Annotated in this window: 20 protein-coding genes and 3 pseudogenes; 6 read left to right on the top strand and 17 right to left on the bottom strand. The window is 61.6% G+C overall.

The genetic code is table 11. From position 1 onward, the window contains the following. Positions 1 to 6: 6 nt before the first annotated feature. From G5575_RS10920 to ureC, 7 genes are all read right to left on the bottom strand, one after another. Positions 7 to 465 (bottom strand): GNAT family N-acetyltransferase, encoded by a 459-nt coding sequence (locus G5575_RS10920; protein ID WP_164534339.1) that lies wholly within the window; start codon positions 463 to 465, stop codon positions 7 to 9. Then, the gene (ureG, locus tag G5575_RS10915) at positions 466 to 1,098 is read right to left on the bottom strand and encodes an urease accessory protein UreG (RefSeq protein WP_164534338.1); all 633 of its coding nucleotides are present in this window, start codon (positions 1,096 to 1,098) and stop codon (positions 466 to 468) included. A gap of 13 nt (positions 1,099 to 1,111) precedes the next feature. After that, positions 1,112 to 1,543 carry a DUF3995 domain-containing protein gene (locus tag G5575_RS10910; RefSeq protein ID WP_164534337.1) on the bottom strand — a complete coding sequence of 144 codons (432 nt, stop codon included), beginning with the start codon at positions 1,541 to 1,543 and terminating at the stop codon, positions 1,112 to 1,114. Further along, positions 1,540 to 2,196, bottom strand: a complete 657-nt coding sequence (locus G5575_RS10905) for an urease accessory protein UreF (RefSeq protein WP_164534336.1) — start codon at positions 2,194 to 2,196, stop codon at positions 1,540 to 1,542. Before G5575_RS10905 ends, G5575_RS10910 begins: the two co-directional genes overlap by 4 nt. Then, a complete protein-coding gene (locus G5575_RS10900; protein ID WP_164534335.1) occupies positions 2,193 to 2,663 on the bottom strand; it encodes an urease accessory protein UreE in 471 nt (156 codons plus the stop codon). Before G5575_RS10900 ends, G5575_RS10905 begins: the two co-directional genes overlap by 4 nt. Before the next feature lie 12 nt (positions 2,664 to 2,675). Then, the gene (locus tag G5575_RS10895; protein WP_164534334.1) at positions 2,676 to 3,098 is read right to left on the bottom strand and encodes an MliC family protein; all 423 of its coding nucleotides are present in this window, start codon (positions 3,096 to 3,098) and stop codon (positions 2,676 to 2,678) included. Positions 3,099 to 3,169: 71 nt separating this feature from the next. Then, the gene (ureC, locus tag G5575_RS10890; protein ID WP_164534333.1) at positions 3,170 to 4,879 is read right to left on the bottom strand and encodes an urease subunit alpha; all 1,710 of its coding nucleotides are present in this window, start codon (positions 4,877 to 4,879) and stop codon (positions 3,170 to 3,172) included. A 148-nt stretch (positions 4,880 to 5,027) separates the two neighbouring features. On the opposite strand from ureC, the gene G5575_RS10885 reads away from it, so the two are divergent. Beyond that, positions 5,028 to 5,678 (top strand): hypothetical protein, encoded by a 651-nt coding sequence (locus tag G5575_RS10885; protein ID WP_164534332.1) that lies wholly within the window; start codon positions 5,028 to 5,030, stop codon positions 5,676 to 5,678. Positions 5,679 to 5,828: 150 nt separating this feature from the next. Further along, positions 5,829 to 6,506 (top strand): hypothetical protein, encoded by a 678-nt coding sequence (locus G5575_RS10880; RefSeq protein ID WP_164534331.1) that lies wholly within the window; start codon positions 5,829 to 5,831, stop codon positions 6,504 to 6,506. A 46-nt stretch (positions 6,507 to 6,552) separates the two neighbouring features. On the opposite strand, the gene G5575_RS10875 is transcribed toward G5575_RS10880, so the two are convergent. The 5 genes and pseudogenes from G5575_RS10875 to G5575_RS10855 form a co-directional block, all read right to left on the bottom strand. Then, positions 6,553 to 6,966 (bottom strand): hypothetical protein, encoded by a 414-nt coding sequence (locus tag G5575_RS10875; RefSeq protein ID WP_164534330.1) that lies wholly within the window; start codon positions 6,964 to 6,966, stop codon positions 6,553 to 6,555. Between the two features lie 62 nt (positions 6,967 to 7,028). Continuing rightward, positions 7,029 to 7,334 carry an urease subunit beta gene (locus G5575_RS10870; RefSeq protein WP_164534329.1) on the bottom strand — a complete coding sequence of 102 codons (306 nt, stop codon included), beginning with the start codon at positions 7,332 to 7,334 and terminating at the stop codon, positions 7,029 to 7,031. A 10-nt stretch (positions 7,335 to 7,344) separates the two neighbouring features. Further along, positions 7,345 to 7,922 (bottom strand): annotated as a pseudogene (locus G5575_RS10865) (HupE/UreJ family protein). Positions 7,923 to 7,931: 9 nt separating this feature from the next. Next, positions 7,932 to 8,234 (bottom strand): urease subunit gamma, encoded by a 303-nt coding sequence (locus G5575_RS10860; protein WP_164534328.1) that lies wholly within the window; start codon positions 8,232 to 8,234, stop codon positions 7,932 to 7,934. Positions 8,235 to 8,247: 13 nt separating this feature from the next. Continuing rightward, positions 8,248 to 9,095: pseudogene (locus G5575_RS10855) on the bottom strand (urease accessory protein UreD). A 62-nt stretch (positions 9,096 to 9,157) separates the two neighbouring features. Here G5575_RS10855 and G5575_RS10850 point away from each other — a divergent pair. Beyond that, entirely contained in the window at positions 9,158 to 9,556 is a 399-nt protein-coding gene (locus G5575_RS10850) for a hypothetical protein (protein WP_164534327.1), read from the top strand. 39 nt (positions 9,557 to 9,595) lie between these two features. On the opposite strand, the gene urtE is transcribed toward G5575_RS10850, so the two are convergent. From urtE to urtA, 5 genes are all read right to left on the bottom strand, one after another. Continuing rightward, positions 9,596 to 10,300 (bottom strand): urea ABC transporter ATP-binding subunit UrtE, encoded by a 705-nt coding sequence (gene urtE / locus G5575_RS10845; RefSeq protein ID WP_164534326.1) that lies wholly within the window; start codon positions 10,298 to 10,300, stop codon positions 9,596 to 9,598. Continuing rightward, positions 10,297 to 11,046 carry an urea ABC transporter ATP-binding protein UrtD gene (urtD, locus tag G5575_RS10840; protein ID WP_164534325.1) on the bottom strand — a complete coding sequence of 250 codons (750 nt, stop codon included), beginning with the start codon at positions 11,044 to 11,046 and terminating at the stop codon, positions 10,297 to 10,299. The genes urtE and urtD overlap by 4 nt, the downstream gene beginning before the upstream one ends. Positions 11,047 to 11,052: 6 nt before the next feature. After that, positions 11,053 to 12,243: an urea ABC transporter permease subunit UrtC gene (urtC, locus tag G5575_RS10835; RefSeq protein ID WP_164534324.1), complete on the bottom strand. Its 1,191-nt coding sequence runs from the start codon at positions 12,241 to 12,243 to the stop codon at positions 11,053 to 11,055. 180 nt (positions 12,244 to 12,423) lie between these two features. Further along, the gene (gene urtB, locus G5575_RS10830) at positions 12,424 to 14,022 is read right to left on the bottom strand and encodes an urea ABC transporter permease subunit UrtB (RefSeq protein WP_164534323.1); all 1,599 of its coding nucleotides are present in this window, start codon (positions 14,020 to 14,022) and stop codon (positions 12,424 to 12,426) included. 142 nt (positions 14,023 to 14,164) lie between these two features. Continuing rightward, positions 14,165 to 15,469, bottom strand: a complete 1,305-nt coding sequence (gene urtA, locus G5575_RS10825; protein ID WP_164534322.1) for an urea ABC transporter substrate-binding protein — start codon at positions 15,467 to 15,469, stop codon at positions 14,165 to 14,167. 191 nt (positions 15,470 to 15,660) lie between these two features. Between urtA and G5575_RS10820 the strand changes: the two are divergent. From G5575_RS10820 to G5575_RS10805, 3 genes and pseudogenes are all read left to right on the top strand, one after another. After that, a pseudogene (locus tag G5575_RS10820) lies at positions 15,661 to 19,019 on the top strand (hybrid sensor histidine kinase/response regulator). 87 nt (positions 19,020 to 19,106) lie between these two features. Continuing rightward, on the top strand, positions 19,107 to 20,075 hold the full coding sequence (locus tag G5575_RS20405; protein ID WP_328765968.1) for a DNA-binding response regulator: 969 nt from the start codon (positions 19,107 to 19,109) through the stop codon (positions 20,073 to 20,075). A gap of 348 nt (positions 20,076 to 20,423) precedes the next feature. Further along, a complete protein-coding gene (locus G5575_RS10805) occupies positions 20,424 to 21,446 on the top strand; it encodes an ABC transporter substrate-binding protein (protein ID WP_164534321.1) in 1,023 nt (340 codons plus the stop codon). Positions 21,447 to 21,452 lie beyond the last annotated feature (6 nt).

The following is a 21,452-nucleotide window of genomic DNA, read 5'->3' as shown; positions in this document are numbered from 1 at the left end:
GCGTCCTTAAGCCACCTCGACCATGCCGTGCCGCGCGTAGAAGCGTCGCGCAGCAATATTGTCGGCGAGCACCTTCAGGTCGAGTTGGTCCAATCCACGCATCTTGATCGTGGCAAATGCCTGATAGAGCAGCCAGCTGCCTATTTTTCGGTTGCGATAGTCGGGATGGACAACCAGGTCCTTGAGGAAGCCGCTGGTCCAGCAGTGTGCGAGGCCTAGAGGGTTTCCGGTTGCATCGACGGCGATGAGCATGAGCTCGGGATCGAACTCAGCATCGGTGACCAGCGGTTCGAACCAGTGGTCGAAATCACCCACGCTGCCACCGCCTTGCGCGTAAGCACTCACAAGCAGTTCATGCAGGCGGAGCGGATCGCTTTTGGGGAAGGGCTGGAGAGAGATTCCGGACGGCGCTGTTGGAGCCGGGAGCGGACCATCCAGCATTTTGCGCATGCGGATGGCCGACATTTACTCGGCTGCCTGAGCCTGGAAGCCGCCGTGCTTTTCGATGAAGCCGATGATCTGGTCGAGGCTTTCGCGCCGCAACAGGTCGGTGAAGACATAGGGCCGTCCTTGCCGCACCTTTCGCGTGTCGCTTTCCATGACGTCGAGGCTGGCGCCGACATAAGGCGCGAGGTCGGTGTGCGTGATGACCAGAAGGTCGGAGCGCGAAATGGCCGGTCCGCCCTTGCGCGGGATCTTTTCGCCCTGGGCGACCGAGATGACGTAGATGGTCAAGTCGGCAAGATCCGGCGAAAAAGTCGCGGCGAGATTGTCGCCGCCGCTTTCGATCAGGATGATGTCGAGATCGGGGAACTTCTGGTTGAGGTCGTCGATCGCGGCGAGGTTGAGCGAGGCGTCCTCGCGGATGGCTGTGTGCGGGCAGCCGCCGGTTTCGACGCCGACGATGCGGTCTTCGGAGATGGCCTGGACGCGGGCGAGGATCAGGGCGTCTTCGCGCGTATAGATGTCGTTGGTGACCACGGCCATGGAATAGCGGTCGCGCATGGCCTTGAGCAGCATTTCGCAAAGCGTGGTCTTGCCCGAGCCGACCGGGCCGCCGATGCCGATGCGTAGGGGTCCGTTGAGGCTCTTTTGCATGGAAACTCCGGGGTTAGCTCAAGCGAAGGGCGACGAGGATCAGAAAGCCGACGCCGAGAAAAAGGCAGAGAGGCGAGTAGACGCGGCGGTCGTTGAGGCGGAAGATCGGCTCGGGGAACTGCGCGGCCCACCAAGCTGTGTAGCCGGCAATGCCGCGGGCGAGGAAGAGCAGGCCAAGCCCTATGCCGCTGATATTCATGAGGTTTCCGCCGCTGTCGTGGTCGGCCAGGGCGAGGGTGAAGATGCCGGCGGCGAGGGCCAGGAGGGCGATAATGAACGAAATATAACGCGGCGGCATGCGCTCGACGCCGGGCGTGCCGACCACGGTTTGCGCCAGCAGTTTTTCGTCGCGGATCGGCCAGGTGCGACCGAGCGCCCAAACGAAATGGGCGAGCGCGACCGTCAGCAGCCCCACGAACATGAAGGAGGAGACAAACATGTTCATGAGCGGAAGATCCTCGTCGCCAGCGTTTCGTGCTGCATCTGGGCAATGTCAGCGCCATAGGCGACGCTGCCGATATCGTCCAGTGTGGCATGCTGGCACAGATGGGCAAGCGTTGCGATTGCAGGTTCGAGGCTCGCCATGATGGCCAGCCCATCGCTCTGTCCGATGGGTACGAGGCGTACGGCGACGGAGACCTGGCTGTGCACGGTCGTGGTCAGGAACGCGACCAGAGTCTCACCCAGGTCAATGCTGTGGCTCCCGGTGACGGCGCCGATGGCGACGGGGTAGGGGCATGGTTTGGGGAGCGGCGCCGGCTGGTCGGCAGGCCATGCGGCGGTGGCGAGCACGAAGGCGTTTCCGGTCAGCACTGTTTCAGCGTGGCGCTCGCGGGCTGGGGTTAGCGCAAGGCAGAGATCGGCCAGTTCTTGAAGTGCTTGCCGGTCCGCGAAGGAGCGGTGCGCATGGGCGAGGAGGATAGCGTCGGTCTTGATGCCGCCATGTTGCAAGGTGCCGCCGATCCAGTCCTCGGCTGTTGACCGATCGTGGACTATCCCTTGCACGATTGCCGTCTCGAGCCCTGCCGACCAGGCAAAGGCGCCCACCGGGAAGGCAGGGGACAACCAGGTCAGCAGTTTTTGGAGGTCCTGGCTCAACGGCGGTTCAGCAGCGCGTGGCCGGTTTCTGCATGGGCGTGCGCATAGGCGCCGTGTTCGGCAAAGAAGGGCTCGGTGACGTCGGTGACCGCGGCGCCCAGGCCCTGCAGCATGGTTTTGAGCACATGATCCCGCTTGATTAGGATGCGGCCCGGTTCAAGCTGCGCCGGGGTGTGGCGATTGCCGATATGCCAGGCAAGACGCAGCAGATGCCCGGCATCGCGGCCACGGATTTCATACAAGAATTCGTCGGCGGCAATGACCTCGACGATACGGCCATCTTCGAGTTCGAGACCGCCCAGGTGGTCCAGCGTCGTTGTTTCCCGGAGGTCGAGCATGACCTCGTCGCCCTTGCTCAAGCGCAGGACTTTGCGGCGGAGGCGGCGTTCGTCGTGTTCAAGGACAACGTGATCGAAAGGCGCGGCCCGCTTGTGGCCGGCCGGAAGTATGGTGGAGACGCGGAGCATAGAAAACTTTCGTCAGGGCGTATTGCTAGCAGCGGTGCAGGTGGCAAGCGGCTCGGCATCTTCGTCCTGCGTCAGGTCGCGCAGCGTTGCCTCGTCGCCTTTGTTCCACCATTCGAACGGGCCCGACACATAGCGGGCGCCGGAGCCGGAGAGGGCCGTGACGAAGATGTGCACTTCGCCTTCGACCGGCACCAGGGCCAGGAAATTGGGCGCGGCATTGATGTATTGGGCGGAAAGCACCTCGCCGCTATCGCATTGATAGACGGCGGTGGTCATCTCGATGTCGGTGGCGCTGCTGAGCGTCAAAGTCACGGAAGAGGAGGCCGTCAGCGGAACGGCGATGGGCGCGAGCGTTGCTTCGACCGGCTCCTCCTGGGCCCAGGCCGTGGTGGCGGTTGCAAGAAGTACGGCAAGCGGCAGGACTGTGCGGATCATGAGCGACTCCCGGTGAGGTTGCCGCGGACGATGACACAGGCCCGCGGCTGAAGTGAGACAGTGCATGCCGATCAGAACAGGAAATAACGCTGTGCCATCGGCAAAACGGTTGCCGGTTCGCAGGTCAGCAGTTCGCCATCGGCACGCACTTCGTAGGTTTCGGGATGAACGTCGATATTGGGCGTGGCGGAGTTGAGCTTCATCGCCGCTTTGCCGATGCCGCCGCGGGTGTTGGACACGGGCAACAATTGCTTGTCGACGCCGAGCCGGTTGCGCAGACCGGCATCATGCGCCGCCTGCGAAATGAAGACCACGGACGAGCGGCTGACCAGCTTGCCATAGGCTCCGAACATGGGCCGGTAATGCATGGGCTGGGGCGTTGGGATCGAAGCGTTGGGATCGCCCATCGGCGCAGCAGCAATGGAGCCGCCGAGCAGAACCATCTCTGGCTTCACGCCGAAAAAGGCCGGGTTCCAGATCACGAGATCGGCGCGTTTGCCGACTTCGACCGAGCCGATATGCTGGCTCATGCCGTGGGCGATAGCGGGATTGATCGTATATTTGGCGATGTAGCGGCGGACACGGAAATTGTCGTTATCGCCGGTTTCTTCGGAGAGGCGACCCCGCTGGCGCTTCATCTTGTCCGCGGTCTGCCAGGTGCGGATCAGCACTTCGCCGACGCGGCCCATGGCCTGACTATCGGAGGAGATGACCGAAAGGGCGCCCATGTCGTGTAGGATGTCTTCGGCCGCAATGGTTTCCTTGCGGATGCGCGATTCGGCGAAGGCGACGTCTTCGGGGATGGACTGATCGAGGTGATGGCAGACCATGAGCATGTCGAGATGCTCGGCGATGGTGTTCACCGTGTAGGGGCGGGTCGGGTTCGTCGAGGAAGGGATGACGTTGGGCAGGCCCGCGACCTTGAGAATATCCGGCGCGTGACCGCCACCGGCGCCTTCGGTGTGGAAGGCATGGATGGTGCGGCCCTTGAAGGCCCCGATCGTGTCCTCGACGAAGCCGCTTTCGTTGAGCGTGTCGGTGTGGATCATCACCTGCACGTCGAAGGCGTCGGCAACCGACAGGCAATTGTCGATGGTGGCCGGGGTCGTGCCCCAATCTTCGTGGAGCTTGAGGCAGGAGGCGCCGGAGAGGATCATTTCCTCGAGCGGTGCCGGAACGGCGGTGTTGCCCTTGCCGGCAAGGGCCAGGTTCATCGGGAAAGCGTCGAAGCTTTCGATCATGCGCTCGATATGCCAGGCGCCGGTGCAGGTGGTCGCCAGCGTGCCATGCGCCGGACCGGAGCCGCCGCCAAGCATGGTGGTGACGCCGCTCATCAGCGCTTCCTCGATCTGCTGGGGGCAGATGAAGTGGATGTGCGCGTCCATGGCGCCGGCAGTGATGATCTTGCCTTCGCCGGCGATCGCTTCGGTCGATGGGCCGATGATGATGTCGACGCCGGACTGCGTATCGGGGTTGCCGGCCTTGCCGATGCCGGCGATGACGCCGTTCTTGAGGCCGATATCCGCCTTGTAGATGCCGGTGTGATCGACAATCAGCGCATTGGTGATGACTGTGTCGACGGCGCCCTGCGCCCTGGTGCGCTGCGACTGGCCCATGCCATCGCGAATGACCTTGCCGCCGCCGAACTTGACCTCTTCGCCATAGGTCGTGAAATCGCGCTCCACCTCGATGAAGAGCTCGGTATCGGCAAGACGAACCCGGTCACCTGTGGTCGGGCCGTACATATCGGCATAGGTGGCGCGAGAAATGCGTGCTGGCATAACGTGTCCCGAAGAGTGGCCGGGGACAAAGGCTTCCCATTTCCGAGTTTGGCCGCTTCGCTTGGCGCTGGCAAGAGGGTGATCGGGTTAACCCGGAACTACCAACATTTTTGCCCGTTCCTCGCGCTACGTCTGCTAGAGAATTGTCATGTACCGCGCCTTGCCCATCTTGCTGATCGCTTTGTCCACGCCGCTTGTTGCTCAGGAACCTGGCCTGGGAGTCGTAGGCGAAGGCAGTCAGACGCAAAGCGTCGAGCTTCTTCAGGACAGTGTTTCCGTCACGCTTGAGTCCTCCGGCTCGTTATCGCTTGGTCGCGGTGACAATGGCGCGTCCGGAGGGGCCAGTGTTTCGGTCAACGACGCGACCGTTGTGGGAGTCGGTAATGGGTTGCGTGAAAACGGGTCGTCAGGCTCGTCCGCCGAACAGGTGGGTAATGCCGGCGGTGTGAATAATGGCTCCGTCCCTGCCGGAAGCGTCAGCAGCGCGGGCGCCCTGGCGGGTCAGCTTGGTAGTTCTGGCGGCGCGGGCATCGCTATCGGTGAGGACGCGTCTTCGGCCGCGACCTGTGTCGAGGCAGATTTCGGTCGCGAGCAGCTTATCGGCACTTTGTCTTCAGGCCAGGAGGTCTGGATGCGTCCAACTGCCTGCACGTCGACAAGCGCCGATATTGCCCAACTTGCCAGCGATTACCCGCAGCTAGAACAGGCCGTCGTTAATGCAGGACGTCGTTTCGAGGAGGTGTTTGGCCTGAGGATCTCCGACGATTTTGTGATCGTGGACATGCTGCGTACCAGGTAACTGGCTGAAAACGTTCGTTTTTCAACGTTACTAGAGCGTTAAAAAGTCGATCACGTTTTAAATCCTGTCGGAACGTAAAGTTGCGCTGAAGCTTACTCCTCCGAACCCAAGCGGGTTTTCAACTAAAATGAAAAAATGGAGGACAAGCCAATGCGCGCTTTCCACAAAATTCTTCTCGGTTCCGCTGCTGCTCTTTCCCTGACGACTGCTGTTGCTTTTGCACAGGACAGCCAGAGCACCAATGTTCTTGGTAATACTTTGGACTCTGTGTCAGGTACTGTTGATGGCGTCACCAACTCTGCTTCCGGCACGGTTGAAGGCGTTACCAATTCGGTCGACGGCACCCTTGGTACATCGGTTGGTGATACCGTCACCAGCGTGACCGGCGGTTCCACTTCGGGTAGCGTTGGCGATGCCGTGACCAACATCACCGGCGGCGACGCAACGGGTTCTGTCGGCAACCTGACGGGCGCGGGCGACATTGCAGGTTCGGCCGGCGACATCGGCAACCTCGACTTCAACGGCATTCTGTCCAACATTTCGTCGGGCGATAACAGCGTTGGCGATGTCGGCAACATCAATGATGCCGCCGATCTTGGCGATGTCCAAGTGGTCGACATTGCAGATGTAGCGAACTTTGACGCCAATGCGCTCAACGATGCCCTTAACGGCAATGCGAGCAACATCACCGCACTTCAGGATGCCCTCAATGGCAACTCGTTCCTGAACGACTTCTTTTCGATCAACTCGATCGATGTTTCCGATGTGGTTGCTCTTAACAACGACCAGGACGGTTCGCTGACTTTCTATACCTATAGCCAGGACTAAAGCTTACGAGCTTTAGGTTTAAAGCGCCGGGCCTCGTGCCCGGCGTTTAGTTTGTGGGTGGGAGCGGAAAGTTGCGGGCTTGAGCCTCTGCGTGATCGATAACCGCGTCGAGCAGCTTTTCGCCTGCGGCCAAATCCTTGTCGCTCCGCTGCGTGCCGACAACCAGGGAGGCAGCCAGCACCTGCAAGGCATAGGCCTGCTTCTGCTTGCCTTGCTGATGCAAGGCATTGCCCTGGCTCTGGAACGAGTTCAGCAACTCATCATAGGTGGCAGCGGTGAGTTGAGTTTTGACGGCCGACCACGATGCCTGGCCAAGCGAGCTCGCAATTTTGTGGGCCCAGATGCCGATCGTCGCCATCGCTTCGCCGTCCGATAGGCCGTTCTGTTGAACGTCATCGAGGATGGCGACAAAGCGCTGCTTGAACTCAGCTTCCTTGGAGTGTGTCTGTGCGTCGGTCATCAAAAAAAAGCCGGGTTGGAAAACCCGGCTCTTAGACCATTTTCAGGTCCCGCTGACCAGCGTCAAAGGCTTCCCATCACCATCTGGCGGAAACCGTAAATCTGCCGGTCACCTCCGATCGGCACGAGACGGACTTCGCGGGTCTGTCCGGGCTCGAAGCGCACGGCAGTTCCTGCGGCAATGTCGAGACGCATGCCGCGCGTCGGCTCGCGATCAAAGCGCAGGCCGGCGTTGGTTTCAAAGAAATGGTAGTGCGACCCGACCTGGATCGGGCGATCGCCGGTATTGGCGACTTCGATCACCAATTGCTGCGCGCCCTGGTTGAGTTCGAGATCGCCGCTGGCGGGAATGACTTCTCCGGGAATCATGCTGTTCTCCTCATGCGCCAGTCGCAAGCCAAAGGCCGCCGACAGCGGTAGCGGCGCCGGCGATGCGGGGTAGCCATTTGCCACCGAAGCGGCCAAGCGTCAGACCAGCAACGATCCCGACTGCGTGGAGGAGGATTGTCGCAAGGGCAAAGCCGATGGCGAACTGCCAGGCACCGGCCGCGCCGAGCTCGCCGCCATGGGCATGGCCATGGAAAAAGGCAAAGAAGCTGACGGAGGCTGCGACGGCAGCAGTCGGGACCGGCAGCGCCAGGGCAACGGCGATGCCGATGAAAATCACCGATGCCAGAATTACCGGTTCGACAAAGGGCAGGGGAGGCCCATGATCGCGGCCGCAAAGCCAAGACCCATTGTGGCGACGAAGGCTGCGGGAACGATCCAGGTCGCTTTCCCGCCCTGCATGGCCGCCCAAAGGCCTACGGCGACCATGGCGAGGATGTGATCCAGCCCGAAAAGAGGATGGCTGAAGCCAGCCGCCAGCGAACCATGCTCGACGGGGTCGAGATGGGCGAATGCCGGCACGGTTGCGGTTGCGGCAATCGCTAAAGCGAGAAGGGCGCGCTTGAACATATAAGTCCTCTATCGAATCGGCTGGTGAACGGTGACGAGCTTGGTGCCGTCGGGAAAAGTCGCTTCGACCTGGACGTCGTGGATCATCTCGGCAATGCCTTCCATGACCTGATCGCGGCTGATGACGTGAGCACCCGATTCCATCAGTTCGGAAACCGGCCTGCCGTCTCGCGCGCCTTCCACCACGAAGTCGGTGATCAGCGCGATGGCTTCGGGGTGGTTGAGCTTGACCCCGCGCTCGAGGCGCTTGCGGGCAACATTGGCCGCCATGGCGATCAGCAGCTTGTCTTTTTCTCGGGGCGTAAGGTTCATCGGTCGGCCTGTCCTAGAGATGCCAGAGGCGCGGCAGGCTGCCTGCGCCGGTGAGTTCGATCAAAAGTGGAACGATCATGCGCCGCAAGGCAAGCCCGCTTTGTGCCATGGCACGTATGACAAGACGTTCGCCATTATTGCTGATGCCGATTTTGCCTGGCTGCAGGATCGGCCGGAGCCGCGTGCAGATGGCTTCGGCAGCGTCGTTGCTCTTGGCGACGTGGAGAATCGTCGCGAAGGCGCGGTTGTCGGCGAGGAGCGAGACGCTGTCGCGTTCGGCGGCGGAGGCAGAAAGTTCGGTGGCCTCGGCGTGAATGAGCCTGCCATCGCGGCGGATGCGCCAGCGGTCGCGGAAAATGGCGTCGCGTGCCTCCTCGCCCATGGCGTCGCGGCCGAGCAGCACTGCTTCGATCGCCATGAGGGTCGCGCCTTCCGCCAGGTCTACTTCGAGGCGGCGGTGCAGCTTGCTGCTGGCAAAAGGATTGTTTCCTGAGGCAGCCAGTCGAGGTGAGCATTGGCGCCGACCTGCAGCCTGGTTTCGACATGGGCGACGTCGCCGAGGGAGCGATAGCTGCGCTCGCAGGCCTGGGTGGTCAAAACGGCTCGACCACCAGCGGCGATGTCGGCCGACCAGTCGAGCCGGTCGCCGCCGGTGATTCCCCCCGCCGTGTTGATCAGGACTGCCTCGAGGGCAGGGGAGTGCGTGTTGGGCAAGCGGATCTTGCCGCAGCCTTCCTGGAACAGTTTATCGATGCGCGTACGTTCGCCGACTTGTTTCGTCGAAATTCGTCCGACGCCGCGAGCGCGCTGCAGGCTCGACAAGCCCAACGGTGGCAAAGAATTTTTGGCAACCAAATGCATGAACCTACGTTTTCTTGTCGAGCAGACGCTCTTCACAGAGATAATCAACAAGGCGATACAAAATGCGCGTCAAATCTGTAGTTTCCGTTCTGGCCATGACTGCTGCGATGATCGCAGCTCCTGCTTTCGCTCAGGAAGCAGCCGCTACCGCAACCATGATGGGTGGCGTCGAAGTTTCCGAAGCCGATCGCGCTGCCGTGCAGGCACGCTGCGACGTGCTCGTTGCTGATGACGACTCGACTGTTTCCGATGTCAACACCAGCTCGAGCGTGACCACCGATACCGAAACCGGTAGCGATGACGAGGACTCCTGGCTGCCGACACCAGCAGCAACGACTCCCCGCCGGCTGAAGGCCTCCAGACCTCGACCACGTTCGACCTCGAAGGCATCACGATCGACGAATGCATTGAAGGCGGTTGGACTCCCCCGGGTTCGCTGCAGTAATAGGATTTCCGCATAGGAATATCCAACGCCCGGCTTCGGCCGGGCGTTTCTGTTTTTAGACCATGAGGTGACGGCGCACGTCGGGATTGTCGAGATCGCTCGCGGGGCCGGAATGCATGATTTCGCCGCGGTCCATGACGTATATGTCATCGGCGATTTCTCGGCAGAAGTCGAGAAACTGCTCCACCAACAGGATGGTCATGCCCTTTTCGTCGCGGAGGAATTGCAAGGCGCGGCCGATATCTTTGATGATCGACGGTTGGATGCCCTCGGTGGGCTCGTCGAGCACCAGCACTTTCGGCCGGGTCACAAGCGCGCGGCCGATGGCGAGCTGCTGCTGCTGGCCGCCGGAAAGGTCGCCACCCCGGCGGTTCAACATCGATTTGAGCACAGGGAAGAGCTCGAAGATATAGGCGGGGATGTTGCGCTCTGCTCGAGCGAGTCCGGCATAACCGGTTTCGAGGTTCTCCTTGACGGTCAAAAGCGGGAACACTTCGCGGCCTTGCGGCACATAGCCGATGCCCATGCGGGCGCGTTTGTAGGGCGGGGACTTCTTCAGCACTTCCGCACCGAAGGTGATCGCTCCGGCTGAAACGTGGTTGATGCCGGTAATCGCCCGCAGGGTCGATGACTTGCCCACCCCATTGCGCCCCAAAACGGCTGTGATGCGTCCCGGCTCGCAGGTGATGGAGATGCCCTTGAGCGCCTGGGCGGCGCCATAGTGGAGGTCGATATTGTCTATCGAAAGCGCAGCGCTCATCGTCCAAGATACCTTTCGATGACGACAGGATTTTTGCTCACCTGATCCAGCGAGCCTTCGGCAAGGACCGATCCTTCGGCGAGGCACACCACGCGCGAGCCAAGTTCGCGCACGAAGCTCATGTCATGCTCGACAACGACGACCGATCGCGTGACAGAAATCTCGCGCAGGAGCTTGGCAGTTTCTTCGGTTTCGCTGTCGGTCATGCCGGCAACGGGTTCGTCGACCAGCAGAAGTTTTGGGTCCTGAGCGAGCAGCATGCCGATCTCGAGCCATTGCTTCTGGCCATGGCTGAGATTGGCGGCGAACTCGTCCTTGCGATGCAAGAGCCGGACGGTCTCAAGAATTTCCGTGATCCGCGCCTCGTCCTCGTTGCTGGCCGAGTAAAAAAGGGTGGCAAAGATGCCGCGCGGCTTGCGCAGCGCCATTGCCAGATTGTCCCAGACGGTGTGACTTTCGAAAACGGTGGGCTTCTGGAATTTGCGACCGATGCCCAGATTGGCGATCGCTGCTTCATCGAGCTTGGTGAGATCGGTCCGGCCATCGAACATGACCTCGCCGGCATCAGGCCGGGTCTTGCCGGTGATGATGTCCATCATCGTGGTCTTGCCAGCGCCGTTGGGGCCGATAATGGCCAGCATTTCGGCAGGCTGGACGATGATCGAAAGGTTGTTGATGGCCTTGAATCCGTCGAAGGAAACCGAGACGCCGTCGAGATAAAGCATGGTGTCGAGGGCTTTGCTCATTGGCTTTTACTCCGCCGGTCTTGGTTGCGCGTCGCCAAAGGTGGCTGGATCTTCGCCGCGCTCGATGTCGGCCGAGGCTTTTGGCGTGGTGTCAGGGTGGGCGGCGCGAGCCCTGCCGAAAATCTGCTTCCAGAGACCGACGATGCCTTTAGGCAGGAACAGCGTGACGAGGACGAAAAGGGCGCCGAGGGCGAAAAGCCAGAATTCGGGGAAGACGGTGGTGAACCAGGATTTTCCCAGATTGACGACGATGGCGCCGATGATGGGTCCAATTAAGGTGCCGCGCCCGCCGACGGCGGCCCAGATCACGACCTCGATGGAATTGCCCGGCTCGAACTCGCCGGGATTGATGATGCCGACCTGCGGCACATAAAGGGCGCCGGCGATGCCGGCCATGATGGCAGACACGGTGAAGGCGAAAAGCTTCACATATTCAACCCGATAACCCAGGAACCTCGTTCGGCTTTCGGCGTCGCGCACGGCGACCATGACCTTGCCAAGCTTGGAGTTGACGATCATCGAGCAGACGAGGACCGAAAGCGCCAGGGCGATGGCGGTGGCGGCGAAGAGCGTAGCGCGGATGGCTTGCGCCTGGACCGGCGTGCCAAGGATGTCCTTGAAATCGGTGAGGCCGTTATTGCCGCCAAAACCCATGTCATTGCGGAAAAAGGCCAGCAGAAGCGCGAAGGTCATCGCCTGGGTGATGATGGAAAGATAAACGCCGGTGACGCGGCTGCGGAAAGCGAAGAAGCCGAAAACGAAGGCCAGGATGCCGGGCACCAGCACCACCATGGCCATGGCAAACCAGAAGTTGTCGAAGCCTTGCCAGTACCAGGGCAGTTCCTTCCAGTTGAGGAAGACCATGAAGTCGGGCAGGACCGGATTGCCATAGACGCCGCGCGTGCCGATCTGGCGCATCAGGTACATGCCCATGGCGTAGCCGCCGAGCGCGAAGAAGGCGCCGTGGCCGAGCGAAAGAATGCCGCAATAGCCCCAGACCAGATCGAGCGCGAGGGCGAGAATGGCGTAGCTGAGGTATTTGCCGAGCAGCGACACGAGGTAGGTCGGCACGTGACCGAACTGACCGGGCGGGATCAGGAGATTAGCCATGGGCACGAGAATCGCCACGGCGAGGAAAATGCCGATGACCCAGATGGCCTTGCGATCGAGGGCGCGGAAGAGGGCTTGGGTCAGCATGAGGTAGAACTCCGGTCGGCGTCGAGAAAGCGCGTGCCAAGCGGCGCTTGTGCATCCCTCTCTCTTGAGGTGAGGGAATGAGGGTGGGGGTCCGACGGTGGACCACTGCACCACCCTCCACCCCGACCCTCTCCCTTAAGGGGGAGGGGGCGAAGGCGCCGACAGATCTCTGCAGGTTCCTCATTGTTCGACCGCCCGGCCCTTGAGCGCGAAGAGCCCACGTGGCCGGCGCTGGATGAAGAGGATGATCAGGACGAGGATCAGGATCTTGCCGAGGACAGCGCCGGCATAGGGTTCGAGGAACTTGTTGGCGACGCCGAGCGTCAGCGCCCCGACCAGTGTGCCCCAGAGATTGCCGACACCGCCAAAGACCACGACCATGAAGCTGTCGATGATGTAGTTCTGGCCCAGGTTTGGCGAGATGTTGTCGATCTGCGTCAGGGCCACGCCTGCGAGGCCGGCAATGCCGGAGCCGAGGCCGAAGGTCATGGCGTCGACAAAGGGGGTGCGGATGCCCATGGACGAGGCCATGCGGCGGTTCTGCGTCACGGCGCGCATTTGGAGGCCAAGCGGGGTGCGATTGAGCACCAGAAGCAGCATGAAGAAGACGATCAGGGCGAAGATGACGATCCAGAACCGGCCATAAGTGATGGAGAGACCAAAGAATTCGGTCGAGCCGGCCATCCAGGTCGGGGCGATCACCATCTGATTGGTGGGTCCGAAGATCGAGCGCACGGTCTGCTGCAGGATCAGCGAAATGCCCCAGGTGGCGAGCAGGGTTTCGAGCGGCCGCCCGTAGAGCCAGCGGATGATGCCGCGCTCGATGCCGACACCGATGGTGCCGGTGACGAGGAAGGCGGCGGGCAGGGCGATCAGCAGCGAATAATCGAGCAGGCCTGGGAAATTGTTGCGGATGGTGAGTTGCACGATGAAGGTCGTGTAGGCGCCGAGCATGACCATTTCGCCATGGGCCATGTTGATGACGCCCATCACGCCGAAGGTGATGGCGAGGCCGATGGCGGCGAGCAGCAGCACCGAGCCGAGCGAGACGCCGAACCAAACGTTCTGGAGGGCGCCCCAGACCGCGCGTTCCTGTTCGAGCCCGGCGATGGCGGCGTTGATGCTGGCGACCAGTTCTTCAGGCGCATCGGTGCGCGAGGAGCTTAGAATAGTGATGGCGTTGCGGCCGCTGCCTGCGACGAGCGGCACGGCGGCCTGGCGGTCTTCGATGCTCGATTCGCTGTCGCGCAGGACGGTGAGGGCGCGTGCGTTCTGCATGGCGCGCAGCACATCCGCGTTGGTTTCGGCAGCAATAGCCTCGTCGAGCAAGGGGATGTTGGCAGGGTCAGGATTGGCGAGGAAGCCGTTGGCGGCCGAAAGGCGCGTCGCGGGATTGTCGCTCATCAGCGTCATGCCGGCGAGAGCGGCGGCGATGTCACGGCGGAGGCTATTGTTGACGCGGATCTTGGAGAGGTCGGCGTCGGCGCCCAGTTCCACGTGTTCGCCCGTGACGGGATCGGTGACGGTGGAGCCGCGCTGGATCAGCACGCGGCCTGTGGTTTCATCGGCATAAAGGTCGCCGTCGCCGAGGGCGGTGAGGGCGGGCACGACGGCGGGATCGCCGGTCGCGGCGAGGTCGGTGACGATGGTGGCCAGTTCCTTGAGGCTGGCCTCGGCCATGGCGGCGACGCTGGCAGCAATATCGATCTGCTGAGCCTGGGCAGCAGGAGCAAGAAAGAGAAGGACGGCCACCAGGAGATTGCGGAGATGAGTCAACATGGGTGGCTAAGTCCTTGTTCTGAGAGGCTAGGGGTCTCCCAGAGACCCCCACCCGGCCTCCCCTTGAGGAGGGGAGGAGTAGATTGTGGATGGCTGGCACCGGCTGTTCCTCCCCCTTGTGCAGGGGAGGTTAGGTGGGGTCTTACTGCGCAGCGGCGCCGCAGGTCTTGGTTTCGGTGTTGTAGTTGCCGCAGTTGATCGGGGCGGTCCAATCGGCTTCGAGCATGGCGCTCTCGGGCAGGTAGTCGGACCAGGCGTCGCCGGGGACGAGCTCTTCGGTTTCCGAGACCACGAAGAACTGACCGTCGTCCTGGATTTCACCGATCAGCACCGGCTTGGTGATGTGGTGGTTGGGAAGCATGGTGGCCATGCCGCCGGTCAGGTTCGGGGTTTCGAGACCGACGATAGCGTCGATCACGGCGTCGGCTTCGGTCGACTGGGCGGCTTCGACGGCCTTCACCCAGAGGTTGAAGCCGATATAGTGGGCTTCCATCGGGTCGTTGGTGACGCGATCGGTCGAGCCTATATAGTCCTGCCAGGCGGAGATGAACTCTTCATTTTCCGGCGTGTCGACGGACATGAAGTAGTTCCAGGCGGCAAGGTGTCCGACCAACGGGGTGGTGTCAAAGCCGGAAAGTTCTTCTTCGCCAACCGAGAAGGCGACGACGGGGATGTCTTCGGCCTTGATGCCCTGGTTGCCCAGTTCGCGGTAGAACGGCACGTTGGCGTCGCCGTTGATGGTCGAGACCACTGCGGTCTTCTTGCCTTCGGAGCCGAAGGCCTTGATGTCGGAGACGATGGTCTGCCAATCGGAGTGGCCGAAGGGCGTGTAGTTGATCATGATGTCTTCTTGCGCGACGCCCTTGTCGAGCAGGTATTGCTCAAGGATCTTGTTGGTCGTCTGCGGGTAGACATAGTCGGTGCCGGCGAGGACCCAGCGCTCGACCGAGCCGCCGTCTTCGCTCATCAGGTAGTCGACGGCCGGGATGGCCTGCTGGTTCGGGGAGGCACCGGTATAGAAAACGTTGCGCTGCGATTCTTCGCCTTCATACTGGACGGGGTAGAAGAGCAGCGAGTTCAGTTCTTCAAAGACCGGCAGCACGGACTTGCGGCAGACCGAGGTCCAGCAGCCGAAGACCACGTCGACGTCATCGACTTCGATCAGCTGGCGGGCGAGTTCTGCGGCCAGCGGCCAGTCCGATGCGATGTCGACGACCACGGGCTCAAGCTGCTTGCCTAGCACGCCGCCCTTGGCGTTCTGCTGTTCGATCAGGAACAGCATCGTGTCCTTGAGCGTGGTTTCCGAGATCGCCATCGTTCCCGAAAGCGAGTGGAGGATGCCGACCTTGATGGTGTCGTCCTGCGCCATTACCGGCACGGCGGATGCGACGATCGTGCCGGCCATGGCGGCAGTGAGAAGAGCGCGTTTCGCGCTGAAGAATGTCATGAGTAGTCCCTCTGACCTGTTGAGCCCCGAGACACCAAGGGAGGCGTCTGGGGGACAGTGGGACAGATCTTAACCGCAGCCATATACGTCGATTGACGTAACAGCGCGGTACGAGAGGCTGGAAAGCCTTAAAATCCGTGCTATTCAGGCCTTGGCGAATTTTTGAGCAGCGCCGCGGACTGGTTAAGAACATGGCACGGCAGCGGATCATTCCGATCAGGCGCGAGTATAATCGCTGGGTCGCCGACCAGACGCTGGAAGACTATGCACTGCGCTTTACGGCCAAGTCAGCAAGGCGATTTTCCAATGACCGCATCAGCCAAACGGCGATCGGAGCCATCTCTTTTCTCGCACTTGAGGCCATAGGTGGTAGCATTACGCTATCTTTTGGCACGACCAACGCGCTGATCGCGATCCTCGTCGCGTCGATCGCCATTCTTGCCATCGGGGTGCCGATCTCGCGCTATGCGACGCGCCATGGGGTGGACGTCGATCTTCTGACGCGCGGCGCCGGATTCGGCTATATCGGCTCGACGGTGACGTCGCTGATCTATGCGAGTTTCACCTTTATCCTTTTTGCTATCGAAGCCTCGATCATGGCCAGCGCCCTGCAACTGGCCTTCGGGCTGCCGCTCTGGATCGGGTATATCATTTCGGCGATTGCCGTGATCCCGCTGGTGACGCATGGCATTAGGATGATCAGCCGGTTCCAGCTGCTGACGCAGCCGGTCTGGATCGTGCTTAACATCCTGCCTTTCATCTTCATCGCCTTCATAGACTGGGAGAAGTTCGACCTGTGGCGCGCTTTCGAGGGCGTGGGCGTCCAATCGACCGGGAGCGTCGCGGCGTTCGACATTGCCAAGTTCGGGGCGGCTTCGGCGGTGATCCTGGCGCTGATGACGCAGATCGGCGAGCAGGTGGACTTTTTGCGTTTCCTGCCGGCGGAAGGGGCGCCGAAATGGCGGCAGAAGCTCGGCATATTCCTTGCCGGGGCAGGGTGGGTGGTCATGGGCGCACCCAAACTGATCGCCGGCTCGTTCCTGGCCTTCCTCGCGCTCTCGGTCGGCGTCGCGCCCGAGCATGCGTCGGAGCCGGGCTACATGTATGCCGTGGCCTTTGGCTACATGGTGCCAAACGAGGTGCTGGCGCTGTTGATGATGGCGGTGTTCGTCGTTGTCAGCCAGCTCAAGATCAACGTCATGAATGCCTATGCGGGCTCGCTGGCCTGGTCGAACTTCTTTTCGCGGCTCACTCATTCCCATCCGGGCCGCGTGGTCTGGCTCCTGTTCAACGTCGCCATTGCGTTGTTGCTGATGGAGCTCGGGATCTACCGGCTGCTGGAAGAAACGCTGGGCATTTTCTCGATCATTGCCATGAGCTGGCTTTGCACCATTTCGGCCGATCTTTTCATCAACAAGCCGCTGGGCCTTGCGCCGCAGGGCATCGAGTTCAAGCGGGCCCATCTTTACGACATCAACCCGGTTGGCGTCGGCTCGATGCTCCTGGCAACCACGATTGCGCTCATCGCCCATTTCGGCGCCTTCGGCGAGATGGCAGCGGCGCTGGCGCCCTATATCGCGCTCGTGGTCTGCCTCGTTGCGGCGCCGACCATCGCCTGGGCCACGAAGGGCAAATATTACCTGGCGCGCAAGCCGCGAAAGGCATGGCAGTCGCGGCCGTCGGTCACCTGCTCGATCTGCGAGCACCCGTTCGAGCCCGAGGACATGGCCTGGTGCCCGGCCTATGCCGCGCCGATCTGTTCGCTTTGCTGTTCGCTCGATGCGCGCTGCCACGACATGTGCAAGCCGCATGCCCATTTCCGCGCTCAGACGCATGCCGTGGCAGCGACCGTCCTGCCGGAATGGGCGATCGCCAAGCTCCAGAGCCGGGTCGGGCGCTACGGGGTGTCGATGGCTCTGGCGCTCCTTTTCCTCAGCGGTGTCATGGGGTTGATCTATTATTTCGCCAGCCGAACGGCGCCGGACACGGCCGACGTGGTCGGCGGTACGCTTCTGGTGGTCTTCTTCGTGCTGGCAGTGACGGCGGGCGTTTTGACATGGTTCCTGGTTCTGGCGCATGACAGCCGGCTGGTGGCGGAAGAAGAGAGTTCGCGCCAGAACACGTTGCTGCTCAAGGAAATCGATGCGCATGGGCGCACCGATGCCGAGCTGCAGCGCGCCAAGGAAAAGGCCGAGGCCGCCAACCAGGCCAAGTCGCGCTATGTCGTGGGCCTCAGCCATGAGTTGCGCACGCCCCTCAACGCGGTCATGGGCTATGCGCAGATCCTCGAGCGCGACGCGGCCGTGCCCGAAAACCGGCGCGGATCGGTACAGGTGATCCGCCGCAGCGCAGAGCACTTGTCCGGGCTGATCGATGGCCTCCTCGATATTTCCAAGATCGAGGCGGGACGGCTGCAGGTTTATTCCAACGAGATCAACATCCAGGATTTTCTGGATCAGATCGTCGACATGTTCCGCCTTCAGGCGCAAGCCAAGGGTCTGGAGTTCCGGCACAGCCGGGCCAAGGGCCTGCCGGTTTATGTGCGGACGGACGAGAAGCGGCTGCGGCAGATTCTCGTCAATCTCCTCTCCAACGCCATCAAGTTCACCGCCGCCGGCTATGTCCGCTTCGACGTCGGCTATCGCATGCAGGTGGCAAGTTTCGTGGTCGAGGACAGTGGCAGTGGCATCGGGCCGGACGATATCGAGCATATTTTCGAGCCCTTCGTGCGCGGCGAAGCGGAGAAGAACCGGTTCACGCCCGGGCTCGGGCTGGGGCTCACCATCACCAAGCTGCTGACCGAGACTCTGGGGGCGAGATCACCGTGTCCTCGGAAGTCGGCGTCGGTACGCGGTTCCAGGCGCGACTGATGCTGACCAAGGTGGAGCGCCCGGCCAAGCGCGTCGCGGCGCGGGAGGTCATCGGCTATGCCGGACCGCGGCGCACGATTATGGTGGTCGACGACAACCAGGATCACCGCGAGCTGATGCGCGAGATGCTGTCGCCGTTGGGGTTCACCGTGCTCACCGCCTTCGATGGGCCGAACGCCCTGACGTTGATGGATGCCATGCCGCCGGACCTGGTCTTCGTCGACATAAGGATGCCCGGAATGAGCGGCTGGGACCTCGTCGCTGCCCTGCGCGATCGGGGTGTCGCGGCACCGATCGTGATGCTGTCGGCCAATATCGGCGATGGTGCCAATCCAACCGGCAAGGATGCGGGGCATTCGGATACGCTGGCCAAGCCCTTCGATCTTGCGCAGCTGATCGACAAGTTGGGCACCCAGTTGGGGATTGAATGGCTGCATGCGGAACAGGCCGCGAAGCCGACGGCTGCGCAAGCGCTGGTGTCGCCGGGTGTCGAGCACTTGCGCGAGCTGGCCAGCCTGGGGCAGATCGGTCATGTGCGGGGTATCGAGGCAAAGTTGACCGAGCTGGCCACGGTTCAAGCTAACCAGCCACTGGTCGAGACGCTGCGCCGGCATATGCAGGCGTTCGACTTCGATGCCTATGCCGAAACGCTTGAGCGGGTGGGCCATGAGCCGGATTGAGAAAGAACAGGACATCGTTCTTCTGGTCGACGACTCCCGGAGTCGCTCGGCTTCCTGACCGCTGCACTGGAGCACGACGGGGTAACCGTGCTTGTCGCGCGCAGCGGCGAGGCTGCGCTGGGCATTGTCCATCGGGTTACGCCCGACGTCGTGCTGATGGATGCGGTGATGCCGGGGCTCGACGGTTTCGAAACCTGCCGGCAGATGAAAGCGATGGCGGCACTGACGCATGTGCCGATCATCTTCATGACCGGGCTGACCGAGACCGAGCATATCGTTCATGCACTCGAGAGCGGCGGCGTCGATTACCTTTCCAAGCCCATCAATGTCGATGAGCTGCGCGCCCGCATCCGGGTACATCTGGTCAACGCGCGACGGGGACAAAGTGCGCGGATTGCGCTCGATGCGGCGGGGCGGCATCTTGTGGCGTTCGGCGCGGATGGGTCACTGCTGTGGTCGACGCCGCAGGCGAACCGGTTGCTGGAGCGGTCCGGGTTCGATGCCGCGCGGCAGGCAATGATGTCGGAGGGGTTTCGCTCGTGGCTTTCCGCGGCGACAAGCAGTGGCTTCGATCTTGATCCAGTGGCCTCGGCTCCTGCCCCTCCCTCCCCCCTTGAGGGGAGGGATCGAGGGTGGGGGTGTCGGCACATCCGCAGACGCCGAGCGCGGCGAGGTCACGACACCCCCACCCCAACCCCTCCCCACAGGGGGAGGGGCTTTGGCGCGGAGCCTGTTGCGGCAGCGCGTGTCCCCCAGCTTCAGTTTGCCTATTTGGGCACGGTTGGATCCGACGAATATCTTTTCCGGCTGTCGCGAATGCAGAGCAAAGGCCAGGAAGAAACGCTGCGGCAGCAGTTTGGGCTGACGCAGCGGGAGAGCGAGGTTTTGCTGTGGATCGCGCGGGGCAAGGCCAATCGCGATATCGGCGAAATTTTGGGGCTAAGCCCACGGACCGTCAACAAGCATCTCGAGCAAGTTTATGCCAAGCTCGGGGTAGAGAACCGCGCTTCGGCGGCTATTCGCGCAGTCCAGCACCTGCAGTCGCCACTCGATTGATCACAAGTTTTGTCGTCGTGACAATGTCGGGAACCGGCAAACCTTTCCCTCGTTCTCTTGGCGAACCGGATGCAATGACATCGCGGGACTTCTTCTGACGGACCGCCAATAGAGCCTCCGTCATCCGATCGGTGGCAGGCCGCAAAGGTTGACGCTCCTTTGTAAGTCGCCCCGGAGGGCGCGAAACCTCGGTTTCGCGCCCTGCTTTTTTTTCTGATCACCAAAATGCAGCACTTTGCTTAGACATTGAGCAATACGAATTTTAGCTGCTTGTTTGGGCGCATTTTGCTTGCACGCTGTTTTTCGCTGCGTTTGATTTCCCCTCAACAACGATGATGGGGACGTCGCATGCTTTCTCGCCGCCTGTTTTCCGCCGCGCTTCTGGCCGGTATTTCGCTCTCGGCATTGCCGGCTTTTGCGCAAACCACCGACATCAAGTTTACGCTGGACTGGCGTTTTGAAGGCCCCGCGGCCGGCTTCTTGCTGGCGCAGGACAAGGGCTATTTCGCCGATGAAGGCCTCAACGTCACCATCGACACCGGCAATGGCTCGGTGGAAGCGATTCCGCGCGTGGCGACCGGCGCCTATCAGATGGGCTTTGGCGACATCAACTCTCTGATCAAGTTCCTGGACGAAGATCCGAGCCAGCCGGTCAAAGCCGTCATGATGATCTATGACAAGCCGGTGTTTTCTGTGATCGGCCGCAAGTCGCAGGGCATTACCGACGATCCCAAATCGCTCGAAGGCAAAAAGCTCGGCGCGCCGCCGCCGGACGGGGCCTTCGCGCAGTGGGCTGCGTTCAAGGAAGTTGCCGGTATCGACGACAGTGCCATCACGCTTGAATCCATCGGCTTCCCCGTGCGCGAGCCCATGCTCGCCTCGGGCGATGTCGACGGCGTCTTCGGCTTTGCCTTTTCGGTGATCCTCAACCTCAAGGCCAATGGCGTTCCGGACGAGGATATCTCGACCATTCTCTTTGCCGACCATGGGCTCAACCTTTACGGTAACGCCATTCTCGCCAACGAGACCTTTGCCGACGAAAACCCCGAAGCCGTGCAGGGCTTCCTGCGCGCTCTGGCCAAGGGCTTTGCCGACGCCGTGGCCGATCCGGCAGCGGGTGCAGCGGCAGTGCTGGCGCGTAATGAGACGCTCAACATCGATACCGAAACCGAGCGCCTCACCATGGCCAATGAGATGAACATCAAGACGCCCTATGTCGTCGAGAACGGCTTTGGCGGCATCGACGAGGCGCGTCTCGATGCGTCGATCGAAACGCTCAAGGTCTCGATGGGCCTCAAGGGCAATGTGACCGGTGCCGATGTGTTCGACAGCCAGTATCTGCCGCCCGCCGAAGAGCGCATGCTGCCGTAAGGATCG

This window comes from Devosia aurantiaca, from assembly GCF_011058215.1.
GTDB lineage: Bacteria > Pseudomonadota > Alphaproteobacteria > Rhizobiales > Devosiaceae > Devosia > Devosia aurantiaca.
The sequence above is the reverse complement of the archived record's forward strand: the minus strand, read 5'-3'. Positions and strand labels throughout refer to the sequence as shown.